Origin of the sequence: Acinetobacter tjernbergiae DSM 14971 = CIP 107465, assembly GCF_000374425.1 — a bacterium.
Taxonomy (GTDB): domain Bacteria; phylum Pseudomonadota; class Gammaproteobacteria; order Pseudomonadales; family Moraxellaceae; genus Acinetobacter; species Acinetobacter tjernbergiae.
The window spans coordinates 136,987-158,375 of sequence record NZ_KB894355.1 but is presented as its reverse complement, the minus strand read 5'-3'; the positions used below and the strand labels follow the sequence as shown (position 1 = coordinate 158,375).

Sequence of the window (21,389 nt, the reverse complement as noted above, 5' to 3'; positions counted from 1 at the left end):
AGTCAAGCAAATGTAAAGAAACTTAAATTGACTTTTCTTTATATTTGTATATAATTTTTGCACGTTGTTGCGGGATGGAGCAGTCTGGTAGCTCGTCGGGCTCATAACCCGAAGGTCGTTGGTTCAAATCCAGCTCCCGCTACCAAGTTTCTAAAAGAGGCTCACAGTTATAGTGGGCCTTTTTGCACAGTGGGCTACGCTTTTCTGTGTAATATAGGGGCGATTACGCCCTTTTTTATTGGTTGTTTAGCTATCGTGTAGTTGCCGACATCAATTGGTCAAATAGTCGTGCTTCACTATACGGTTAAGATTGATTGATAGGCTCGCATGAGAGCGACGAGAGTAAATGAAATTATCAAATAAATCTCAAGCATTATATGATCTTATCGCACCAGCTGTAGCTGCTTGTGGTGTGGATCTGTGGGGGATTGAATTCCTGCCACAAGGCAAACGTTCTTTATTACGCATTTATATTGATAAAGCGCTCAATGAGAATGTAGAACCTGTTCTTAATGAAGATGGTGAAGTTGAGCAAGGTCGTGGTATTGGCGTTCAAGATTGTGTTTTAGTAACGCAACAAGTCGGTGCAATGCTTGATGTCCATGATCCTATTTCTGGTGAATACGCTTTAGAAGTTTCATCACCAGGTTGGGATCGTCCATTTTTTCAATTGAATCAATTGCCTGCATATACTGGGCAACAAGTCGCTTTACGATTAATTGCTGCCGTCGAGAACCGTCGTAAGTTCCAAGCTAAATTACTTTCTGTAGATCTGGAAAATGAAATAATTCAGGTTGAAGTAGAAGGTCAACATGTGCTTGAAATTGATAGTAATAATATTGATAAAGCAAATTTAATCTATCAAGACTAATATTAACTTAATTTTATAAGAAATCGGTAGGTGACTTATGGGCCGTGAAATTCTTACCGTTGCAGAAACGGTTAGTAATGAAAAAGGTGTTAGTCGTGAAGCAATCTTCGAAGCATTAGAACAGGCACTTGTTGCAGCAACGAAGAAAAAATTTTACGAAGGCACAAATTCAGAAGAAGCTCAACTTCGTGTTGAGATCGATCGTAAAACGGGCGACTATCGTACCTTCCGTCAATGGACGCTAGTTGCGGATGAAGATCATGAAATGCCAGCATGTCAGGATGCAATTTCTGATGTGGATGCATCAAAATGGTCGATTGGTGATATTCGTGAGCTTGAAGTTGAGTCGATTGAGTTTGGTCGTATTGCTGCGCAAATTGCAAAACAAGTGATTGTACAAAAGATTCGTGAAGCAGAGCGAGCACTTGTTGCAGATGCTTATGAATCTAAAGTAGGTGAGTTGATTTACGGTGAAGTGAAAAAGCAAACCAAAGATGGCTTTATCATTGATCTTGGTGACAACGCTGAAGCTTATTTGGCACGTGAAGAAACCATCCACAAAGAAATTTTACGTCCTAAACAGCGTATGAATGCGATTTTGTACAGCGTAAATCGTGAAGGTCGTGGTGCACAACTCTTATTGTCTCGTGCACGCCCTGAAATGCTGATTGCATTAATGAAAAAAGAAATTCCAGAAATTTCTGAAGAAATCATTGAAATTAAAGCGGCTGCCCGTCAACCCGGTGTACGTGCTAAAATTGCAGTGAAGACTAATGACCATCGTATTGATCCTGTTGGTGCATGTATTGGTATGCGTGGTACACGTATTCAAGCGGTGCAACAAGAGCTAAATGGTGAGCGTATTGATGTTGTAGTGTGGTCTGATGATCCTGCTCAATATATTGCAAGCGCATTAGAGCCGGCTGATGTATCAGGCATTGTACTAGATGAAGATGCACGTAGTGCGGATATCATTTTTGCAACCAATGATCAATTGGCCCGTGCAATTGGTTCACAAGGGCAAAATGTACGTCTAGCATCGGAATTAACGGGTTATAAACTCGACATGATGTTAGAAGAAGAGTATCGTGCTCGTCAGCAAAATGAAGCACAACAATATCTTGATATGTTTGTATCACGTCTCGATATTGATGAAGACTTAGCAATGGCTTTAGTTGAAATGGGCTTTACTTCATTAGAAGAGATTGCTTACGTTCCAGCAGAAACATTTGATGAAATTGAGCTTGAAGCTGATTTGGTTGAATTGTTGCAAAGCCGTGCGAAAGAAGCTGCTTTAACTGATGCATTGAAACAGCAAGAAAATATTCAAGAGCCAAGTGCAGAACTTCTCAGTATGGATGGTATGACCACTGAGATTGCTTATGCATTGGCGGCGCGTGGTGTGATTACGATTGATGATTTGGCAGATCAAGCAACTGATGATATTTCAGATATCGACGGTTTAGGTCATGACAAAGCAGGTCAATTAATCATGAAAGCACGTGAATCATGGTTTAACTAGGAGATAATAGATGACGGACAAGTCGATTCAAGAGTTAGCGCTCAGCGTAGAACGTCCTGTAGAGAAACTCCTAGAGCAGGTTCGCGAAGCAGGTCTACCACAGCGTAAAGCAGATGACATTATTACCGCTGAACAACAGAATACTTTGATCAATCATTTGAAAAAAGTACATGGTCAGGACAGTGGTAACACAGGAAAAATTGCGTTGAAACGTAAAACAACCAGTACTGCTAAAGTAACAAGTACGTCGGGTAAAGCAAAAAACATTAATGTTGAAGTTCGCAAGAAACAAGTTTTTGCTAAACCGAACCCTGAATTACTTGCAGCTGAAGCAAAAGCACGTGTAGAAGCAGATGTAAAAGCACGTGTAGAGCAAAGTACACGTGATCAAGCAGTTCAAAATGCACGTGATGTAGCTGAGCAAAAAGCCAACGCGACTTTAGAAGCGATGCGTGCAGCGCATACTTCTGGTGGTTCAGTTCAAGCACCAGCAAAAGCGGCTGTTGTGGTGAAAAAGCGTAATAGCGATAAAATCATTAAAGCACCTGTTGTAAGACCAACAGAAACGCCTGAACAGAAGAAAGCACGTGAAGCACAAACTGCTCAGTTAAAAGCAACTGAAGAAGTCGTGCGTCGTAAAGCCGCAGAAGAAGCTCAACAGCGTACACTTGAGCAAATGCGTAAAATGGCATCAAAATATTCAAATGATGATGCAACCACAACAATTCGTGTCATTGATGATTCACCTTTAGCTGCTGGCCTTGTTGGTCAAGCATATGAAGATTCCTTTAATAAGGAAGACCGTGAAATCAAACGTGGTGGTGCAACTGCAAACCCACGTGCTGGTAAAAAAGGCGGTCGTGGTGGTGATGCTCAATCAGAGCAAAGCTTCAGCAAAAGCCATCATAAGCGTGGTTTAAAAACCAGCCAAGCCAATAAACATGGTTTTGAAAAACCTGTTAAAAAGCAAGTTTATGATGTTGAGATTGGTGAAAAAATCATTGTTGCTGATCTTGCTCAAAAAATGGCAATTAAGGTTCGTGAAGTGATCAAAACACTCATGAAAATGGGTGAGTTGGTTACTCAAAATCAAGCGATTGACCAAGATACTGCGGTACTCGTTGTTGAAGAAATGGGTCATAACCCTGTCTTAGTTTCGGATACACAAGCTGAAGATAATTTATTAGAAGCCGCTGAAGAAGCACGTGGTGAACAAACGACTCGTCCACCAGTCGTGACAATCATGGGTCACGTTGACCATGGTAAAACATCATTGCTGGATCGTATTCGCCGCTCTAAAGTGGCAGCGGGTGAAGCGGGTGGTATTACACAGCATATCGGTGCTTATCATGTTGAGACTGAGAAAGGAATTATTACTTTCTTAGATACACCGGGTCACGCAGCGTTTACGTCTATGCGTGCACGTGGTGCAAAAGCAACGGATATCGTGGTTCTGGTTGTAGCTGCTGATGATGGTGTAATGCCACAGACTGCTGAAGCAATCGACCATGCACGTGCAGCGGGTACTCCAATTATTGTTGCTATCAACAAAATGGATAAAGAGTCTGCAGATGTTGACCGTGTCTTAAATGAATTAACCACTAAAGGTATCGTACCTGAAGAGTGGGGCGGTGATGTTCCAATTGCAAAAGTATCGGCACACTCTGGTGCAGGTATCGATGGTTTACTTGATTTAATCTTGATCCAAGCTGAATTGATGGAGCTTAAAGCTTCAGCTGAAGGTGCGGCACAAGGTGTTGTAATCGAAGCACGTGTTGACAAAGGTCGTGGTGCAGTAACATCAATTCTTGTACAAAATGGTACATTGAACATTGGTGACTTGGTACTTGCTGGTTCATCTTATGGTCGTGTTCGTGCGATGGTTGATGAAAATGGTCAACGTATTACTTCTGCTGGTCCTTCAATTCCAGTTGAAATCTTAGGTTTACCTGATGCGCCAATGGCGGGTGATGAAGTTCTTGTCGTCAATGATGAGAAGAAAGCACGTGAAGTTGCTGATGCTCGTTCTGACCGTGAGCGTCATAAGCGTCTAGAGCGTGCGAGTGCAATGCGTCTTGAAAACATCATGGCATCTATGGGTAAAAAAGATATTCCTTATGTGAATGTCGTACTCAAAACAGATGTGCGTGGTACTTTAGAAGCATTACATGTTGCGCTTGATGAGCTGTCTACAGATGAAGTGAAAGTTCGTGTCATTGGTTCTGGTGTTGGTGCGATCACTGAGTCAGATGTAACTTTAGCTGAATCTTCAGAAGCAGTATTATTAGGTTTCAACGTTCGTGCAGATAACACCGCTCGTCAAAAATCTGATCAAGATGGCATCGATATTCGTTATTACAGCGTCATCTATCATTTAATTGATGATGTAAAAGCTGCAATGAGCGGTAAGCTTGCACCTGAACATCGTGAAACGATCTTGGGTGTTGCAGAAGTGCGTGAAGTGTTCCACTCAAGTAAATTTGGTGCAGCAGCAGGCTGTATGGTACTTGAAGGTATGTTACACCGTAATAAACCAATTCGCGTATTACGTGATGACGTGGTTGTATTCCAAGGTGAACTTGAATCTCTTCGTCGTTATAAAGAAGTGGTTGAAGAAGTTCGTGCCGGTATGGAATGTGGTCTTGCGGTGAAAGGCTATAAAGACATCAAAGTCAAAGACAAGATCGAAGTCTATGATGTTCAATTGATTAAACGGAGTCTTTAATGGCGGGTAGCCAACGCTTAAAGCGCATGGCGGATTCAGTACAACGTGAGTTGTCTGAACTGATCCGTCAAGAGCTTAAAGATCCTCGCTTAGGTGGTCTAGTGACCATCTCTGCGGTGAAAGTCAGTGCAGACATGGGTTATGCTGAAGTTTATGTTACTGTAATGGGGCGTGAGCTTGGTGATGAGCAAAGTGAAGTCGCAAATAAAGAGACTTTAGATGTATTAAATAAAGCATCTGGTTTCTTGCGTCATGAGTTGAGCCGTCGTATCAAGACACGTATTACGCCAAGATTGCGTTTCCATTATGATAAAACCAATGCTTATGGTAACTATATGTTTGGTCTGATCGCGGAAGCTGTGAAGGATCTGCCTGAACAAGGGCAAGACGATAAAGAATAAGTTCTAAAAGAAAGCCACCTTAGGGTGGCTTTTTTATGTTCTAAGATTTTTATAAAAATAGGGAGTGATATGGAACGTTGGCTTAACTCTATAATTTGTAGTTTTTTGGCAATCTAAGAAATCAGCTTTAAGGATAAATATTTCTCATTCTAAAGTTATTTTCCTAGATAATTCAAAAAATATATAGACAATTTTGTATTGAAAAGAGACAAGATAATAGTAATTAAGTGGCAAGCTTACCGATAACAAGCAATTAAAACCATTCAACAATTCGAAACACAATATTCGTATAGCATTAATGGATGAATTCCATTTATACAACAAAGCTCGTCTAGATACGAATTTTTGTTCAATGGTCAGGTGAGACAGTTGTCGATTATGTAAATGACTTTGATTGGCGCTAGACCTAAACCAGATTGATTTATCTCGAATATTGAACAGTCATGCAATCAGTTCCAATTCTTCTAACTATATCGAGATTACTTATGATATTGATCAAAAAACCAATATGTTGAGTATTCGTGGCCAGTCGAGTCAGGCGTATAAGAATGTGCTGATGATCAACCAATGTGAGCAACTATATTTATAGGATCTGATAAATAATGAAAGGCTGATCTATTGATAGAATATTGCCAAAAATTGCAATTCAATAAAAAAGACCAACTATAGTTGATCTTTTTTTTCTGCAACACGACGATAACGTTGCCAAGGTAATGGTCGATTCAAAGCTTCTGGCACATCACCACTGGTTGAACGCAGACGTAAATGAATCGCAGCTTGTGCCATCAAATTTGCAGATACTGGGGCAGTAATAAAGGCAAATAAAGTAATTAATAATTCAGCAAAACCAAAACGACCTTGTGTTGCTCCAAATAGCATAGCTGCAATTAAAAAGCTCCCTAACCCTAGCGTACTTGATTTAGTCGGTGCATGCAGACGCATAAATAAATCGGGTAGGCGAATCATCCCAATTGAACCTACGAGCATAAAGAATGCACCAAAGATCAAAAAGAACGAAATGATAATCTCAAGAATTATTTGCATAACCGATCTCCTTAATCAATCACATGCCCAGTGGTAAAATAACGAGCCAGTGCAACAGTCGAAACGAAACCGAGCATAGCCACCAATAAAGCACCTTCAAATACATTGGTACTTGCCCAATAGATGCCCAATACCACAATCAGACACGTTGCATTAAGAAAAAGGGTGTCGAGTGCAAGCAAGCGATCAACAACAGATGGCCCAATAATCATACGGGTTAGACAAAGAAACATTGAAATCGTGATCGCAATTAAACTGATACCAACTGCATAAGGTAAAATGGTCATTGAGTTGCTCCTTCTGTGATCTTTACATCAAAGATTTCGAGCAAAGGCATTTCATAGCGTTGCTTGATGTCTTGAATATCTAGATCGGCATGATCAGTACTCAGCGCATGAACTAAGATATCACCACGTTCTTGATCAATCCCCGCAGATACCGTACCTGGTGTAGTGGTAATAATCATGGCTAATAGCGTATTGACTTGCTCATGCTCAGTTTCTAGTGGAACGCGATACCATTTAGGGTGTAACTGATCCATTGGCCCAAGTACCATTTTAGCCACACGAAAGTTAGAAATCACAATATCCCATAACACCACAAAAAATAATTTGATTGCAGGTAACCAGTGAATACGTGGTGTACGCGTAATGAAAGGGCTAACCAAACGAGCAATCAGAATGCCTAATAACAATGCGGTAAAGATGTCAGCAATATCTAAACTATGTGACAGCATTAACCACGTCACAAAAATTAAAAATGACACAAAGGGATGAGGAAACCAATGATCAAGCAAAGCGCGTTTTTGCATTAGTGTTCCTCCATCGGTTTTAATTGTGTTGTATTGGGAATTGTGGGACTAGCCAAAGTTTGCTCGGCTATTTGGCGTTGTTTATATTCAGAAATATGCTCGCCTTGTAACGTTGGTTTCGAGATCACATCTGGAATTAATAGGGCATTATGATCTTCGACTTCACCACCATACTTTGTTTCAGGTAAATAACCTGCATCAAATGGCTGCACACTAATCGCACGACCTTGCATATCATGTTTTAAAATACTTTGTTGATAAAGTGCATGATTTTGGATTTGCTGTGCGGTTAAAACGGTATAGGTTTGAATAGGGGCAGCAAATATGACATAAGCAATTAGTCCTGCCAAAAGCATATAGATTGCTTTGTCATTACGATTTGGCGCAACCGCAGGTAAAGCTTGGTAGGCAGCATAAGCAGCTTCTTTTGGATTTGCTTCAGGTGGGCTTGCACGCCAGAACAGGATAAAACCAACACGGGTAAGTGCAATAATGCTGAGTAGGCTAACAACAAGGATAACGGCAATAATCCACCCTTGATAAGGCGTTTCAGCGGTTGCTTGTAAGATAAACACTTTACCTAAGAAACCGCTGAAAGGGGGTAAACCTGCCATCATCAATGCAATGGTAAAATAAGTAAATGCTGCTGCTTTTTCCTGTTTGATTTTAGGTGCAACTTTTAAATGGTCTTTGAAAGAACCACGTTGCGAGGTCATCCAACCACAGAATAAATAGAATGCGGCGGCAACCAGCGTACTATGTACTAAATAATATAATGCTGCTGACCAAGCTTGGGTGTTGAACATCGCAATTGCGATCAGCAATGTACCAATAGATGATAGCACCATAAAGCCAACAAAACGGCGTAGGCGTTCAGCAGCAATTGCACCAATCACGCCATAAAATGAAGTGATTAAGCCAATAATCAGTAAGGTATTTTTAAAAATACTTTGTGCGAGCGCATCATCAAAGACGGTGCCATTGACCCGTAAAATGGCGTAGATTCCCATTTTGGTCATGATAGTAAAAATAGCTGCCACAGGAGTGCTTGCAACGGCATAAGTCTTGGGTAGCCAAAAGCCAACAGGTAACATTGCTGCTTTGATGCCAAATACCACAAAGAGTAATAAGCCACCTGCAATTGCAAGTTTATGTTGATCACTATCCAAAGTTGGAAGGAGGCGACTTACATCGGTCATATTTAAACTACCAACGCTACCATAAATCATGCCCAAACCAATGAGGAACAGGGCAGACGCTACTAAGTTAATGGTGACGTAATGTACCCCGAGTTGGAAGCGGGGGCGACCTTGACCATGTAATAGCAGTACATAAGATGCCATTAACAATATTTCGAAGAACACGAATAAGTTAAATAAATCGCCTGTGAGAAATGCACCTGTTAATCCCATCAGTAGAAAATGGAACATGGTATGGAAGTAGCGCCCTCGTGTATCCCAGTTATCACTGGCATACCAAATGACAGGTGCGGCAAGTGCATAAGTGAGCACCAACATGAATGCAGATAAACGATCGAGGACTAAGACAATCCCAAAGGGCGCAGACCATTCACCGAGTTGGTAAACGGTGACTTGACCTGTATTGGCGATCATCAAATAACTGATTGCTGTGATTAGGCCTAGAAGTGTAGAACCTAGACTAATGCCACGTCGCCATGGTTGTCGCCAATCTTGTTTTAAAGAACCAGAACCTGGATTCCCCAACAAAACCAATAAAAAACTGGTAAATGCTGGAATGAGAATACTTAAAATTGGAGTATGAGCATGCCAAAAACTATTGAAATCAAACATTATGGCTCATCCTCGCGTGGGTCATAAGTCAAGGTTGGTTCTTCTTTTGAGTCAACATGATCTGTCCCAGACTCGTAACGACTACGCAGTGCAAGCTGTACGATAAAAGCCGTGGTTGCAAAACCAATGACAATTGCAGTCAGTACCAATGCCTGAGGGAGTGGGTCGGTTACTTTGGTTGTTTCGGTAATGATTGCAGGTGCATTAATTTGAGTACGCCCCATTGCAAACAAAAATAAGTTTACGGCATAGCCAATCATGGCTAAACCAAGCACAACAGGAAATGTTCTGGCACGTAGAATTAAATAGATGCCTGTTGCACTCAGTAGACCAATTCCTGAAGCGAGTAGAAATTCAATACTAACCATTTTATTTATCTCCACTTGGAACAGGTCCAGACATACTTGAGTGACGTGAATCACCTAAGACCGAAATTAACAGCATCGTCGCACCAACAACGGTCATGTAAACCCCGAGATCAAATGAGACAGCCGAAGCTAAATGCATTTTTCCAAATAAAGGGGGTTCTACATAAATATGTGCTGTTGTTAAGAACGGGCGTGACCAGAACCAAGCAGCGATGCCTGTGAGACCTGCTATCGCTAAGCCTGAGCCGATCCATATTTCATAGAGGCGACCAGATCTGGCTTTAATCAATTGTTCGGTTTTATCTTGACCTAAAACAATGTATTGAATGATCAGCGCCATTGCGGTGATTAAACCTGCAATAAAGCCACCACCAGGGTAATTATGACCACGCATGAAGATATAGATGCTCACGACTAAAGCGAGAGGAAGTACCCATGAAGCAGAAATTCGTAACATCAATGGCGAAGGGTTAAAACGATAAGATAAGCCTTGTGTCATGGTGGTTCCATGCGCACGCATACCATCCATCAGACAAAGCGCACCAATTGCAGCGATACCGAGTACGGCAATTTCACCGAAGGTATCAAAACCACGGAAGTCAACGAGAATGACGTTGACAACATTTGAGCCACCACCTAATGGTATTGATTGTTGTAAGAAGAACCATGAAATGGAATTATGTTCACGGGTTAAGATCAGCCATGTAATCCAACCAATTCCGACACCACCTGCAATCGCCAAGCTCGCATCTCGCCAACGGCGTGGACGGCTCGATTCATAAGGGGTTAATTGTGGTAATAATGATAAGCTCATCAATAATAAGACGGTGGTGACGACATCAACGGTAATTTGAGTGAGCGCCAAGTCTGGTGCAGATAGCGTTACGAATACCATGGTGACGACCAGTCCGACTGCACCACTAATCAAAACGGCTTTGATCCGCTCATGGTGAAACCAGAGCATCATCCAGCATCCGCAGAATAGCGTCAGCCATAATACGATTGCCACCAACGGTGCATGGGTGAGTTCTCGTGTGCCTGTGGTCAGACCTTGGTTGAATAATGGTAGCCCGACCATGATGATGCTAAATAAAACAATCCAAAGCAGATAACTTTGTAGCGACCCTGTTTCTGTTGCTTTTTTAATTTTTAGGCTAGTCAGTAACAGATGTTTAAGGAATAACTCAAATAAGATTTTGCCTTGAAACTTTCCTAAATAAGGATCGAGGTCGATCTTCCTCAGTCGTCCATTTTTAGCGAGTGTAAAGTAAAACAGTCCACCACCAATCAAGGCGATGAGGCTCATCATTAGAGGAGCATTAATACCATGCCAAATTGCTAAATGAATACCTTCAAATTCGGGTTGTGCCAAACTTGCGCGCGTTACACTATTGACCATTGTTCCTGCCAGTAAGGCAGGGAAAATACCAACTAAAATACATAAGCTTGCCAAAATAATTGCTGGCAAGCGCATCCCTAAAGCGGGTTCATGTGCTTCTTTGTTTGGAACCTGTTGACCAATGCTGCCATCAAAGAACACGCCATGCACTAAACGAATGGAATAACTGACCGCGAAAATCCCTGACAGAGTTGCAACAATTGCTGAAATCACCATTACTGGGCCAGACAAATTTGCCAGTAACTCAGTAAAGAACATTTCTTTGGAAAGAAAACCATTGGTGAGCGGAACACCTGCCATCGAGGCAGCCGTAATCATGGTTAATGTCCCTGTAAAGGGGAGCACTTGCCAAATACCACTGAGCTTACGTAAATCACGTGTACCTGTTTCATGATCAATAATGCCTGCAATCATGAACAAGGCTGCTTTAAATGTTGCATGGTTAATGATGTGGAAAATCGCGGCTGCAACAGCAAGTGGTGAACCAATACCAAGCAAACAAACAATTAAACCTAAATGGCTGATGGTCGAATATGCCAACAGACCTTTAAGATCTTCTTTGAAAATGGCGAAACCTGCTGCCATACACAAGGTAAATAGACCAACAAAGGTCACAATGTTGTGGTACAGCGCAGCACCAATAAATAGAGGGGCTAAACGTGCTAATAAGAAAATGCCTGCTTTCACCATCGTTGCTGAATGTAGATAGGCTGAAACAGGGGTGGGTGCTGCCATTGCATTGGGCAACCAAAAGTGAAAAGGAAATTGCGCACTTTTGGTAAATGCACCTAATAAAATTAAAAGTAGCGTTGGAATAAATAATTGATGTTGTTGAATGGAATCTTTCATTAAGACCAGTTGATCAATCTGATAAGTCCCTGTGATCTGCCCTAGGAGTACAAAGCCCCCTAACATTGCTAAACCACCCATTCCCGTGATGGTGAGTGCCATACGTGCGCCACGTTGGGCGGCATCATATTGACTCCAATAACCGACAAGCAGGAATGAGGAAATACTGGTGAGTTCCCAAAATACCAAGAGAATAATTAAATTATTTGAGAGAGAAATTCCAAGCATAGCTGCCATAAACAGCATGAGCAATTGGTAGAGTTTAGCAAGAGAGTTTTTAGGGCTGAGATAATAATAGGCATAAATATAAATCAGTGTGCCGATACCGCTGATCAGTAAACTAAACAATAAGCCTAAGGCATCTAGGCGAAAACTCAGATTAATGCCGAGTTGTGGAATCCAATTCCAGCTTTGTTGAATAGCATGACCTTGTAGCACAGTTTCTGCTTGGTTAAGCAGTAAAATAAAACAACTTAGGCTGATGCCAATTGCCCCAAGTGCCATCACGCCCCGTGAAATACGTTGCAATTGTGAGACAAGGGTCGTGCCAAGTATAAGTGGTAATAAAATAATAATCGGTAGCACACTGGTATCCATGTCAATGATTTAGGTCGAGAGAGACCTAAAGGTGGATTTTCTTTCAGGACTTAAGGCGTTCAAAGAGAATGCCAAGGTTTAAAGTCGCGAAACCCAATCAAGTTAACGAAAAGAGCAAGTTGTATTGCACAACTTGAAAGTAAAAAATGAATTTTATTTTACTATAAAAAATCAACAAAAATCTGATGTTATTACATGAAACTAACAACATCTTTTGAATAGAATGGCTGAAAAAAGATTCTTTGGTTAAAGCTATTTATAGCATTTTTTTACTTCAATTTTATTGCTTATCATCACTTGCTGATCTCGTTATCTTTTGTTGTATTGAGTGAGAAGGGCGAATCATACAGGGTTAATCAAGATAGAGAGCCGCTGTGTGATTTGACCATCATATGGCTGCTTTATGTGGTTAAATAATAGAACTTTATGTTGAACATATGAATATTCAATGAGGATGTAATAGCCAATGAATACGCTATAGATTTTATTGATTTTTAGGGGCTAATATGGAAAACAATCTTGATCTAACTTTTTCATCTGATCACATAAAAAATGGTTCACCTCTTCCAATGAAGGTGAACGTTCCAAAAACAATTTATTTAATTGCATTTTTTCTATTCTTTATGATGGGCGGATATATAAGGGCTATTCAGCATCATCTTATTGCAGAGTTTGCTTCACAATCATTTGCAGAAGCTGTGGTTTTATTCATCATTATGCTTTCTATTGCGCTGCTTATAGCGATTGCATTTTTAAATCGTACAGCACTGATTATTGGTGCAGTGATTATGGGGCTTATGTCTTTATTTTTGGTATCTGGACTGGTCTCCGCTATTTATATGGGGATAGCCAACATGCCTATGATAATCGGTTCATTCATTATGATCGCTTTATTCAGCTATTGTGCTTGGTACTGTGGTCGTAAAAGAACACTCGATTTAGCAAACATGCATGCTGCATATAAGAAGCATCATGCAATGGTAAAGCAAGTTCAGAAAAGTTTTCATCAAAGATGAGGGGAGAATAGTTTCTCAGGTTGATGTCTCGATTGGAATTGAATGAACTCTACTTTTTCAAAATGATGTCTCTTGAGGCGTATCATCAATCTTCAGAAGATGAAGCAAATTATTTTTTTCCTGCTCATCTAAAGCTTTGATTTGTTGAAAGAGCTGATCTACTTTACTGATCAAAGTTTCTGATTCTAGTAAGTTTTGATTTTGCGAAAAACCGGCATCATCTGCTCGATTCAGTTCATTATAAAGTTGTGAAAGTTGTTGTTGAGATTTTTCAATATTTATCTCATAAATTCCTTTATTACCTAGCTTTAAGCATTGATATTCTAAGGCATGCTCTAGCAATTCATCGCGATTACCCGACGCAATAATTTGTAGTCTTGGAAATGCTTGATGCAAACGCTCTAAAATCTCAGCACTTATATTTTGATCTAATTGGTGGTCAATCTGATCAATCAATAATATGCCTTCACCTTCTAAACATGGGTCAAAACAATGTGGGTTAAGCAAACATAAACGACGTGTAATATCCCCGACCAATGCAATCCATGTTTTAAGAGAGGCTGATAGCTGTTGAAAAGGAATGGTCTGATCGCGGTAGCGCACCATTAATTGAAGCTTAGGGATATATTGAATATAGATATCATTCAATTCTGGGAAAATCGTATGTAAGCTTTTTTTCAGCGCATATAAATTAGGTGCTGAAAATTGTTTTGGGTGATTGATCAGCTCTTGTTGTAGTTGCTGCAAAATCTCAGACTGGTTCTGTTGGCTAAAATCATTGCCCATTAACCGCCGAACGATATGAGCAGAGTGAGCATTTTCAACATCGCTAATTTCTCTGAGCCACTCAAAAAAACGGGCAAAGGTGGTGTATGGAAGTGCGGTGAGGTCATAGGCTGAAATGTCTTGTAATGTTCCTGGTGCATTCTTACTTTGTAAATTGACCTCTTGCACAAAACGTTCAGCAGGATAGTAGGCAATTAACGGTAAACTAAATAAAGGGTCTTGAAGGCTGGTTTTTTGATACAACGACACCATTTGATCTAGTTGTTGAGTTTCAACTTGGCTAATGCCCACGCCTTGACTGTTAAATGTTTTAAATAATTTCCAACTACAGCTTTGAGTATCGGTTTGCTGCGCAGAGCTACTTTCTGGCAGGCTACTATTCAGTTCGCTGCTTATGCGGACTTGAAGCTGAACTTTGGCTTGCAAGCGCGTCAACATAATATCTTGATCCGCAATCACGACACCCGCAGTCCGAAGATCTTTATAACGCGCGGAAAACCAAGTCAGGGCTTGATAGATATTTCGTAAAACGGTGGTTTTTCCTGTGGCTTGCTCACCTAAAATAAGCGTGATGGGACGTTCTGCAGGTTGAAATTTAATTGTTAAATCTCGAAACATTCCAACATGTTTAAATAGCACCGATTCAAGTTGCATAAGCTCCCCCTGAACATAAGCGCTTAACCTACGGACTGACGAAGACTTGAGGGAGCGCCCCGTTTTAATTGTTGTATGAGATCGTAAAGATGATGGATATTTAAACTTACTTTAGCACGAGTACAGGCAACATAAAGTAGTCTTAATTCCTCATCTGTAATTTTATGCTCTAGTCCATTGATTTTAAATTGATAATCATCTTCGATATGCACACGATTCCATTCCAAGCCTTTGGCTTTATGTGCGGTGGAAATCACATAATCTGCTTGTTCAATGGGCGTGATTTTAGCAAGCGCTTTTTTGAGTGGCTCAGTACCGTGATCATCAACCAGTTTAACTAAGGGCTTAATATCACTACCATCATTGGTTTCACAATATTCATGCACATCATGCCAAGAGTTGAACCAAGCCAATTCGGGTACATCGGTAATGCGTTTGCCTTGTTTGAGTAAACTGGCTGCATCGACAAAACGACTGAGTTTTTGGTGATCGGCTTGCAAACCGACTTTGTCACCATGTACTAAACCTGAGAGTAATAGTTCCATTGCTCTCGCATTGGTACGGCATAGAATTGCATCACGCATTTTGGTATGCGGTTTATTCACGACACTCGATTTAACATTCGGATTGCCAAGTAGAGGAACAGTTTCGTTTAATGCACCCAGCAGACTATTTGCAACATCAGCAATTGCATCGCCAAAACGGAAAGAGGTGGTTAAGCGACTTTCATGTAATGGCATTTGTTGCATGGCATTGACTGCGCCGCGCCAAGCATAGATTTGCTGATGTGCATCACCGACATAAATCACTTGTGTGCTTTTTTGACGGAGTAAAATGCCCAACATGAGTGGGTCAGCATCTTGTGCTTCATCAAACAGAACATAATCTGTCGGAATATTGGGTTCTGATAATGCCCAAAGTTTGAGGTAAATATCGTGACCAATGCCTGCTTGATGATTTTGATCAATCGACTCTAACCAACGACGTTCAACTGCTGGATATAAGTGTTGTTGTAACGATTCAATATCATCTTGATGTAACCAGTTCGGTGCTTGAATATGGCGAGGGGCAGGATATTGTGAGCTGGTCGAGCAGAAATAGCTGACAGCATTAGCAACCAAACTCGCAAGACGACTTGGCATCAATACATATTTTTCGTAACGTCCACCCATTAAACGACGGAGCGTAATAGGCTCTAAACGATATTCTTTAGCAATAAAACTTGGGCTTAAACGCGGTAGTCGTAATTTATCAGTTACGCCACGTGGTACGCTACGAAAGGCAAGAGAGTGAAAGGTACGACAATTTACATTGCCATGAAATTTACTCTGTGCTTCAGATGCAATGGCTTTGTTAAAAGCTAAATACATACCACGCCGTTCGGGCATGGCATCACTGATCATTTGTAAAGTCGTGGTTTTACCTGTGCCAGCATACGCAATCACTTTAAAGGATTGACCTAAACGTGCATTGTCTATCGCAATCGCTTGCTCATAGGTGGCTTTGGGTTTCTCGATATTCGACACAGGCAGGGGTTACGCTTCTTGGCTACGGTTGGCTTTTTCAACCAAACCAGAAAGACCTTGGCGACGAGCAAGTTCATCAAGGACTTCTTGTGGATCAAGGTCGAAGTAGCCGAGCATGACAATAGTGTGGAACCATAAATCTGCAACTTCATAAATCAGATCATGCTTATTTTCTAAAGAGGCATGTGCTGCATAATCTTTGGCTGCAATAATGCTTTCGATGCTTTCTTCGCCAACTTTTTCTAAAATTTTATTAATGCCTTTTTTGTATAGGCTCGCAACATAAGAACTATCCGCTTCAGCTTTTTTACGCTCTTGCATCAAACGCCCTAAGTGACTAAGTACGTCAACTTGTTCAGCGTGACCATGATCGTGTGCTTCGACTTTCGCAGATGCACCGTAAATTGCAGTTGGATCTTTCAGTTGAGCATCAACAATTTCCCAACCTTGTGGCGTGAGTTTACGATAAAAACACGACTCACGACCCGTATGGCAAGCAATTCCGCCGTGCTGTTCAATTTGTAGAATAATGACATCGGCATCGCAATCTAAACGAATTTCATGTACCGTTTGAAAGTGCCCTGATTCTTCACCTTTGTGCCATAATTTTTGACGTGAACGTGAATAATACACCGCTTGATTTTTCTCAGCAGTCAGTTGTAATGCTTCACGACTCATCCACGCAACCATTAACACTCGACCAGTTTGATGATGTTGTGCAATGGCAGGAACAAGACCATTGGAATCAAATTTAACTTCATCTAACCAGTTTGACATGAGTGAAAAATCCATTGAGCGGAAAGCCGTTAGTGTAGCGGTTGTGACTAGGGTTGGCTATGCTTGTTGGGTAAAAAATGCTTTAGGTGCTTGGTTGGGTAAATGATCTCAGTAATTTACTATTTTCAGATCGAATCAAAATTAGAGTCAAAATAATTGTAGATATAGTTGAGTTTGCATAATCAGCGATAAACCAACTATTAAGCACATAATAGCCACCTGATAAGCAAGCCCAAATAATCAGCATTCTAATTAAAAATCTTTGATGAATAAAAAGTAATAAAAAGAATGGAATCAAGTTAAATAATATCATCCACCAAAAACTCGAATTTTCAATCATACGTCCGACTGTGGATTGCGGATTTGTGTACCAAAAAGGAAATGCGTATTTTTCATCAAAAAAGCTTAGAATATCTAATAAGCTGGGTAATAAAAACAATCCAATATAAATAATTACACTAGATTTCTTCTGCCGATATAACGCCCATAGAAAACTATCTTTCATGTTTAACCTTATTTTTATTGATGAGTTACATCAATCTCAACTTTTATAAAAATAATATTTCCATATTTTCTTAAATCCCTCCTTGCACTGCTACAACCGCAGCTCACCCTTTGAAAAAGGGAGGAGTCCCACGAAATTAATAACTTAAATCATTTGGTGGAAAGTCCCCCTTTTAAAAGGGGGATTTAGGGGGATTATTTGAGTTTAGACCAATTTTAAGTTGAGATTGGCGTATGAGTTTTAATTTTTTAAGTATTTAGATAGTTCGAAATTTCAATCAAGTTCTGATCTGGATCACGTAAATAGATTGATAAAATTTTTCCGATTGCTCCAGTTCTTTCGATAGGGCCTTCAACGATCTCAATGTTTAATGCGTGAAGATGTGCAATCACATCCTTTAAAGGCGTCTCAGCAATAAAACATAAATCTGCAGAACCTGAGGTTGGACGAAATGCTTTAGGTTCAAACTCTTTTCCGACTTGATGTAAATTGATTTTCTGCGAACCAAATTGAAGTGCCTTGCGGTTTTCACCAAAAGTAATCACCTCAAAATTCAGGGCAGACTGATAAAACTGACAACTGATTTCAATATCAGCGACTGTCAAAACCAAATGATCTAAATGACTAATTTTCATATTTAATTCAACTCTTGTTTTTGATCTTAGTCATATTCAGGTAATGATTGATTGTTTTGAATCAAGACATTTTGATTGTGCTGGTATTCAGCAATCTGTTGATAGCTCATATGTTGGAACATACCTGTTTTTAAACCTGAAATGGTAATTGCCATTTCTTTACGAAAATAGGGGATTTGATACATCCACGGAAAAGTGAGATCACGTATGCCACCCGCCCACCAATGATCAGATTGATAAAGTGGAGTCAGTAAACGGCTGAGAAACTGATAGAACTGTGTCGAGGAACGACGCTGTTGATGATAGTGTTGCCATAACATTGACCAGTCAATTTGCTGGTTTTTCTGAGCAGCGTGTAATGATTGGGAAAAAGCCCACGCATCCAAAAGTGCCATATTCGCACCTTGTCCGAGTTGTGGACTCATGGCATGTGCAGCATCACCAATCACCCCGATTCGACCTTGTCCGTATCGAGACATCACCACATCACGATATTGAGCAGACAACCATTGCGGTTGATTGTGTTCATCCAATAAAAGTTGTTCTAGCCATTCAGCAACATCAGACCAACGATCTGACACTTGCTTTAACCATTGCTGTTTCGCTGATTCATCTTTTAAGAATGATTGTAGTTGTGATGTTGGTAAACTCCAAAACACACTGGAAAGTCGTTGTTGCGGTGCGGAGGGTATTGCACCTGTAGGCAGAACACCCATCATGATTTTAGAACGATCATAGAATTGATGTAGAATTTCAGGATTTAAATTTAAGCATTCAGGCACGATACTCCACGCTGCACCCCACAGATAAGCTTGATCAACTTTGACCCATGCTTTGGGGCGAAGTTGGCTGCGCGCGCCATTGGCAATCAGTACCGCATCGAAACAGTCATTAAAGTTGTGTTGTTGATGATCAGTGCCAAATAATCGAATTTCATGCGGCTGTTCTTCAATGCGTTCAATATGATGGTTCATTCGCCAAGTGACATGACTTGAATATTCAGCGAGTTTTTGAGTGAGGATATAGCACAACGTGGAACGATGGATGCCGAGACCATAAAGGTTGTTGCCTGCCTGATGATAGTGGCTATTCACCAAGAGACGTTTATTTGCAAGTTTTCCTTCTAAACCTGTGACTTTTGCACCGAGTTTTAACGCCTGATCGAGTACGCCTAAATGTTCAAAAACAGCCAAACCCGCAGGTTGTAGCAACAAACCTGCGCCAACAGGCGATAGTTCTTCAACCTGTTCAAAAATGGTGACCTGATGACCTTCTCGTGCGAGCAAAATCGCAGTCGCCAGTCCTGCTGTACCTGAACCAATAATGGCAAAGTGTGGTGTTTTCATTATTTGTTCTTTTTAAGGATCTATAAATTTGTTTAGCTATGATCTTAATTGAATCACGGCAATTTTTGAAAATAAATCTTGCTTATAAAAAATCCCTTGTCAGTACAAGGGATTTAGAACTTATTTCATAATTCGCCAAAGTGCGATCAGCGCACTCAATCCAATCAAGACCACTGAGACAAACCAAGGGCTGATGATGGCAATGGTCAGTAAAATCAACATGGTGCTGCCAAACATCCAACTACGGCGTTGCTGTTGTTGCATTTGCAAACGCATTTGCTGAATTTCGCGGAGTTGTTTGTCCTGCCATGCGGATTGGTTTTTTAAACCATTTAAACTGTCGATCAGTAGGGTCGGTAAGTCTTGAGCGCCTAATAACAAGTCTGGGATTTGTTGCCCGAGTTCTTTGATATTTTTAACTGGGTTCATATTGGTTTTGACCCATTCGGTCAAAATCGGTTTTGCCAGTTTCCAAATATCAAGTTGTGGGTAAAGATCTGTGCCTAAGCCTTCAACATGTACCAAGGTTTTGAGTAACAACATCAATTGCGGTGGAATTTCTAAATGGAAACGACGCGCAATATCCATGACTTGAATTAAAATTCCTGCGAAATCCAGTTGATCCATTGGTTTTGAAACCATCGGCCCAACTGTGCGACGCATTTCACGCGACAAGGCATCTTGGTCAGTCCCCGGCGGAATCCAACCTGCTTGATGTACAATCTGAATCAATTGCATAAAGTTGCTGTTCATCACTGCAAGCAACATCCGTGCAATCGTCATTTGATCATGCTTAGACAATTCACCCATGATGGCACAGTCCAACGCAATAAAGCGTGGGTTGCTTGGGTTAATTGTTTCAACAAACACATTACCCGGATGCATGTCGGCATGGAAGAAATTGTCACGAAACACTTGGGTAAAGAAGATGGTTAAACCTTTTTCAGCCAAATCAGCACGATCCATACCCAAACGATCAAAGGTTGCGATATCTGAAATAGGCACACCTGTGATGCGTTCGGCTACCATGACATCTTTACTGTCCATATAGACTTCAGGCACATACATCATGCTTGAGCCTGTAAAGTAATGACGCATACGGCGGGTATTATCCGCTTCTAGACTCAGATCAAGCTCATTCAAGATAATTTGACGATAGTCTTGAATGATTTCAGATAAATGCAGCGCACGTGCTGCTTCTAAACGATTTTCAAGCCAATCACCGAGCCATGCCAAGATTTCAAAGTCTTGCAGAATTTGATTGCGAATATCAGGGCGAGTGACTTTAACCACCACTTCACGACCATCGTGTAAGGCAGCAGTATGAACTTGTGCAATTGATGCCGCAGCAAGGGGTTGCTCATCAAAGCGAGAGAATAATGTGGATACATCTGCTTTGAGTGATTCTTGGATACGTTGTTTTGCCAATTGGGTGTCATAGGGTTTGACACGGTCTTGTAACAACACCAATTCTGATAATACTTCTGGTGGAATCAAATCACGACGAGTAGAAAGCAATTGCCCCAGTTTAATCGCTAAGGGTCCCATATCCTCTAAAGCTTCTTTGAGCTTGAGCGGATTCTTTTTCTCACGGCTTGACCATGCCGCAGGATGGGTCTTGATAATGTTTAGAGCATGGCGTGCTTTAACTGGTAATTCTTCCGCAGGGAACAAGGTGTCAAGGCGGTAGTGTGCTGCAATACGCCAGAGTTCGAGTAACCGTGTAACATGCGGAATCATATAAAA

18 protein-coding genes and 1 tRNA gene are annotated in these 21,389 nt (G+C 40.8%); 6 read left to right on the top strand and 13 right to left on the bottom strand.

The annotated features are described in order from the left end of the window. Nucleotides 1–68 precede the first annotated feature (68 nt). The 5 genes from C502_RS0103350 to C502_RS0103330 all read left to right on the top strand — a co-directional run bounded on the left by C502_RS0103350 (nucleotide 69) and on the right by C502_RS0103330 (nucleotide 5,519). Nucleotides 69–145: transfer RNA gene (locus C502_RS0103350), tRNA-Met, on the top strand. 201 nt (nucleotides 146–346) lie between these two features. Next, nucleotides 347–871, top strand: a complete 525-nt coding sequence (gene rimP / locus C502_RS0103345) for a ribosome maturation factor RimP (protein WP_018677449.1) — start codon at nucleotides 347–349, stop codon at nucleotides 869–871. Nucleotides 872–908: 37 nt separating this feature from the next. Continuing rightward, a complete protein-coding gene (nusA, locus tag C502_RS0103340; RefSeq protein ID WP_018677448.1) occupies nucleotides 909–2,393 on the top strand; it encodes a transcription termination factor NusA in 1,485 nt (494 codons plus the stop codon). 10 nt (nucleotides 2,394–2,403) lie between these two features. Continuing rightward, the gene (gene infB, locus C502_RS0103335) at nucleotides 2,404–5,118 is read left to right on the top strand and encodes a translation initiation factor IF-2 (protein WP_018677447.1); all 2,715 of its coding nucleotides are present in this window, start codon (nucleotides 2,404–2,406) and stop codon (nucleotides 5,116–5,118) included. Further along, nucleotides 5,118–5,519 (top strand): ribosome-binding factor A, encoded by a 402-nt coding sequence (locus C502_RS0103330; RefSeq protein WP_004659268.1) that lies wholly within the window; start codon nucleotides 5,118–5,120, stop codon nucleotides 5,517–5,519. Before infB ends, C502_RS0103330 begins: the two co-directional genes overlap by 1 nt. A 663-nt stretch (nucleotides 5,520–6,182) precedes the next feature. Here the strand turns inward: C502_RS0103330 and C502_RS0103325 are convergent. From C502_RS0103325 to C502_RS0103300, 6 genes are read right to left on the bottom strand one after another with little or no spacing between them, the layout of a single operon-like run. Next, complete coding sequence (locus tag C502_RS0103325; protein WP_018677446.1) at nucleotides 6,183–6,563, bottom strand: Na+/H+ antiporter subunit G; 381 nt, start codon at nucleotides 6,561–6,563, stop codon at nucleotides 6,183–6,185. Between the two features lie 11 nt (nucleotides 6,564–6,574). After that, on the bottom strand, nucleotides 6,575–6,850 hold the full coding sequence (locus C502_RS0103320) for a monovalent cation/H+ antiporter subunit F (RefSeq protein WP_018677445.1): 276 nt from the start codon (nucleotides 6,848–6,850) through the stop codon (nucleotides 6,575–6,577). Next, the gene (locus C502_RS0103315; protein ID WP_018677444.1) at nucleotides 6,847–7,374 is read right to left on the bottom strand and encodes a Na+/H+ antiporter subunit E; all 528 of its coding nucleotides are present in this window, start codon (nucleotides 7,372–7,374) and stop codon (nucleotides 6,847–6,849) included. The genes C502_RS0103320 and C502_RS0103315 overlap by 4 nt, the downstream gene beginning before the upstream one ends. Further along, entirely contained in the window at nucleotides 7,374–9,185 is a 1,812-nt protein-coding gene (locus C502_RS0103310; protein WP_018677443.1) for a monovalent cation/H+ antiporter subunit D, read from the bottom strand. The genes C502_RS0103315 and C502_RS0103310 overlap by 1 nt, the downstream gene beginning before the upstream one ends. After that, nucleotides 9,185–9,553 carry a Na+/H+ antiporter subunit C gene (locus C502_RS0103305; protein WP_018677442.1) on the bottom strand — a complete coding sequence of 123 codons (369 nt, stop codon included), beginning with the start codon at nucleotides 9,551–9,553 and terminating at the stop codon, nucleotides 9,185–9,187. Before C502_RS0103305 ends, C502_RS0103310 begins: the two co-directional genes overlap by 1 nt. 1 nt (nucleotide 9,554) lies before the next feature. Continuing rightward, nucleotides 9,555–12,398 (bottom strand): monovalent cation/H+ antiporter subunit A, encoded by a 2,844-nt coding sequence (locus C502_RS0103300; RefSeq protein ID WP_023274605.1) that lies wholly within the window; start codon nucleotides 12,396–12,398, stop codon nucleotides 9,555–9,557. A gap of 506 nt (nucleotides 12,399–12,904) precedes the next feature. On the opposite strand from C502_RS0103300, the gene C502_RS0103295 reads away from it, so the two are divergent. Beyond that, nucleotides 12,905–13,414, top strand: coding sequence for a hypothetical protein (locus C502_RS0103295; RefSeq protein ID WP_018677440.1), 510 nt, complete (start codon nucleotides 12,905–12,907; stop codon nucleotides 13,412–13,414). Between the two features lie 57 nt (nucleotides 13,415–13,471). Here C502_RS0103295 and C502_RS0103290 read toward each other — a convergent pair whose 3' ends face one another. The 7 genes from C502_RS0103290 to C502_RS0103255 all read right to left on the bottom strand — a co-directional run bounded on the left by C502_RS0103290 (nucleotide 13,472) and on the right by C502_RS0103255 (nucleotide 21,383). Further along, nucleotides 13,472–14,854, bottom strand: a complete 1,383-nt coding sequence (locus tag C502_RS0103290; protein ID WP_018677439.1) for an ATP-binding protein — start codon at nucleotides 14,852–14,854, stop codon at nucleotides 13,472–13,474. Nucleotides 14,855–14,877: 23 nt separating this feature from the next. Beyond that, nucleotides 14,878–16,380 (bottom strand): UvrD-helicase domain-containing protein, encoded by a 1,503-nt coding sequence (locus C502_RS0103285; protein ID WP_018677438.1) that lies wholly within the window; start codon nucleotides 16,378–16,380, stop codon nucleotides 14,878–14,880. Between the two features lie 9 nt (nucleotides 16,381–16,389). Further along, on the bottom strand, nucleotides 16,390–17,157 hold the full coding sequence (hisIE, locus tag C502_RS0103280; RefSeq protein WP_018677437.1) for a bifunctional phosphoribosyl-AMP cyclohydrolase/phosphoribosyl-ATP diphosphatase HisIE: 768 nt from the start codon (nucleotides 17,155–17,157) through the stop codon (nucleotides 16,390–16,392). 82 nt (nucleotides 17,158–17,239) lie between these two features. Then, the gene (locus C502_RS0103270; RefSeq protein WP_018677435.1) at nucleotides 17,240–17,662 is read right to left on the bottom strand and encodes a hypothetical protein; all 423 of its coding nucleotides are present in this window, start codon (nucleotides 17,660–17,662) and stop codon (nucleotides 17,240–17,242) included. A 248-nt stretch (nucleotides 17,663–17,910) separates the two neighbouring features. Further along, nucleotides 17,911–18,297: a VOC family protein gene (locus C502_RS0103265; RefSeq protein ID WP_018677434.1), complete on the bottom strand. Its 387-nt coding sequence runs from the start codon at nucleotides 18,295–18,297 to the stop codon at nucleotides 17,911–17,913. A 26-nt stretch (nucleotides 18,298–18,323) separates the two neighbouring features. Continuing rightward, on the bottom strand, nucleotides 18,324–19,643 hold the full coding sequence (locus C502_RS0103260; protein ID WP_018677433.1) for an FAD-dependent oxidoreductase: 1,320 nt from the start codon (nucleotides 19,641–19,643) through the stop codon (nucleotides 18,324–18,326). 120 nt (nucleotides 19,644–19,763) lie between these two features. Then, nucleotides 19,764–21,383, bottom strand: a complete 1,620-nt coding sequence (locus tag C502_RS0103255) for an ABC1 kinase family protein (protein WP_018677432.1) — start codon at nucleotides 21,381–21,383, stop codon at nucleotides 19,764–19,766. Nucleotides 21,384–21,389 lie beyond the last annotated feature (6 nt).

What these genes read in the sequence shown, in the direction of transcription:
- rimP (WP_018677449.1), top strand. Translation starts at nt 347, where the DNA reads ATGAAATTATCAAATAAATCTCAAGCATTATATGATCTTATCGCACCA.
- nusA (WP_018677448.1), top strand. Translation starts at nt 909, where the DNA reads ATGGGCCGTGAAATTCTTACCGTTGCAGAAACGGTTAGTAATGAAAAA.
- infB (WP_018677447.1), top strand. Translation starts at nt 2,404, where the DNA reads ATGACGGACAAGTCGATTCAAGAGTTAGCGCTCAGCGTAGAACGTCCT.
- C502_RS0103330 (WP_004659268.1), top strand. Translation starts at nt 5,118, where the DNA reads ATGGCGGGTAGCCAACGCTTAAAGCGCATGGCGGATTCAGTACAACGT.
- C502_RS0103325 (WP_018677446.1), bottom strand. Translation starts at nt 6,563, where the DNA reads ATGCAAATAATTCTTGAGATTATCATTTCGTTCTTTTTGATCTTTGGT.
- C502_RS0103320 (WP_018677445.1), bottom strand. Translation starts at nt 6,850, where the DNA reads ATGACCATTTTACCTTATGCAGTTGGTATCAGTTTAATTGCGATCACG.
- C502_RS0103315 (WP_018677444.1), bottom strand. Translation starts at nt 7,374, where the DNA reads ATGCAAAAACGCGCTTTGCTTGATCATTGGTTTCCTCATCCCTTTGTG.
- C502_RS0103310 (WP_018677443.1), bottom strand. Translation starts at nt 9,185, where the DNA reads ATGTTTGATTTCAATAGTTTTTGGCATGCTCATACTCCAATTTTAAGT.
- C502_RS0103305 (WP_018677442.1), bottom strand. Translation starts at nt 9,553, where the DNA reads ATGGTTAGTATTGAATTTCTACTCGCTTCAGGAATTGGTCTACTGAGT.
- C502_RS0103300 (WP_023274605.1), bottom strand. Translation starts at nt 12,398, where the DNA reads ATGGATACCAGTGTGCTACCGATTATTATTTTATTACCACTTATACTT.
- C502_RS0103295 (WP_018677440.1), top strand. Translation starts at nt 12,905, where the DNA reads ATGGAAAACAATCTTGATCTAACTTTTTCATCTGATCACATAAAAAAT.
- C502_RS0103290 (WP_018677439.1), bottom strand. Translation starts at nt 14,854, where the DNA reads ATGCAACTTGAATCGGTGCTATTTAAACATGTTGGAATGTTTCGAGAT.
- hisIE (WP_018677437.1), bottom strand. Translation starts at nt 17,157, where the DNA reads ATGTCAAACTGGTTAGATGAAGTTAAATTTGATTCCAATGGTCTTGTT.
- C502_RS0103270 (WP_018677435.1), bottom strand. Translation starts at nt 17,662, where the DNA reads ATGAAAGATAGTTTTCTATGGGCGTTATATCGGCAGAAGAAATCTAGT.
- C502_RS0103265 (WP_018677434.1), bottom strand. Translation starts at nt 18,297, where the DNA reads ATGAAAATTAGTCATTTAGATCATTTGGTTTTGACAGTCGCTGATATT.
- C502_RS0103260 (WP_018677433.1), bottom strand. Translation starts at nt 19,643, where the DNA reads ATGAAAACACCACACTTTGCCATTATTGGTTCAGGTACAGCAGGACTG.
- C502_RS0103255 (WP_018677432.1), bottom strand. Translation starts at nt 21,383, where the DNA reads ATGATTCCGCATGTTACACGGTTACTCGAACTCTGGCGTATTGCAGCA.